The organism is bacterium, from assembly GCA_024228115.1.
GTDB lineage: Bacteria > Myxococcota_A > UBA9160 > UBA9160 > UBA6930.
This window is the reverse complement of record JAAETT010000297.1, coordinates 1-1040: the sequence shown is the minus strand read 5'-3', so window position 1 is coordinate 1040 and position 1040 is coordinate 1. Positions and strand designations below refer to the sequence as shown.

Sequence of the window (1040 nt, the reverse complement as noted above, 5' to 3'; positions counted from 1 at the left end):
GGTGGATCAAGTCAGTGCTGGGCTTCGACCGGTTCAGCCTGCGAGGATTCACGAAGGTGACCGGGGAGTGGGACCTCGTGTGTTTGGCTACGAACCTCAAACGGATGAATGGGAAGATGGCGTGGACATGAAACCCTCGGGGGAACGGTACTCAACCCGGGCTAGGGGTCGGCCGATCCCATGAACATGAGACAGATGCAGAGCGTCGCGTTGGTGTTGCTCCTGGCGGGCTGGGCGAACCCGGGGATCGCGCAGTGGAACGAGCATCCGCCGCTCGAGATGCGCGATCGGGTCATGCTGAGCGCCGGGGCCCAGACGACCGTCCAGAACGATCTGATGACCGCGCTACTCACCGTCCAGGCGTCGGCCACCGAGTTCGCGATCGCCGCTGACGAGGCCAATCGCCTGGCAGATTGGACCTTTGAGCAGGCCGCAGCCTTCGATGGCGTAAGCGCGCGCACGGCGAACTACCAGACCTGGGAGCGGGCTCCACGGGATCAGCCCAAGGAATTCGGGGTTACCCAGCAGGTACTGGTGACGAGTTCAGACTCGGGAGCCTTGACCGGGCTTCTCGCCATCCTGCAATCACGGCTCCGGGTGCAATCCGTCGGATACTCCCCCTCGCTCGAGCAAAGAGAAGAGGCGGTGAAGCAGATGACCGAGGCCGCCCTGAAGGCGTTTCGCGTGCAGGCGGATTCGATTCGCGCGACCCTGGGCTTCGCTGGCTACGAGATCGTCCAACTGCGCGTAGGCGCCAGCGTGACGGACCCCGCCGATGCTGCGCGCCACGGCCGATTGGGCACGAATAGCTTCAGCGACGGCGGTGTGCGTGCTCCCACCCTCAAAGGCGGCACCAGCATTGTGAACGGCTCGGCAACAGGAACGATTCAGCTTGTCCACTAGCCCGAATAATTCATGAAGAAGTCGCGTTCCTGAATTGAAGAAGGCCCCAGTTGCGGTAGAAACGTGTTGCGACACGCGTTTCCCCTCAACAAGGGCCCCTTCATGAAGCCGGATACTACCGCACAGACTGTCACCTT

2 protein-coding genes are annotated in these 1040 nt (G+C 62.3%); both read left to right on the top strand.

Features of this window, described 5'->3' with window-relative positions:
* Positions 1 to 131, top strand: a 131-nt coding sequence (locus GY937_13340; GenBank protein MCP5057690.1) for a hypothetical protein, incomplete at its 5' end; no start/stop codon positions are given.
* 55 nt (positions 132 to 186) lie between these two features.
* Positions 187 to 903, top strand: coding sequence for an SIMPL domain-containing protein (locus tag GY937_13335; protein MCP5057689.1), 717 nt, complete (start codon positions 187 to 189; stop codon positions 901 to 903).
* Positions 904 to 1040 lie beyond the last annotated feature (137 nt).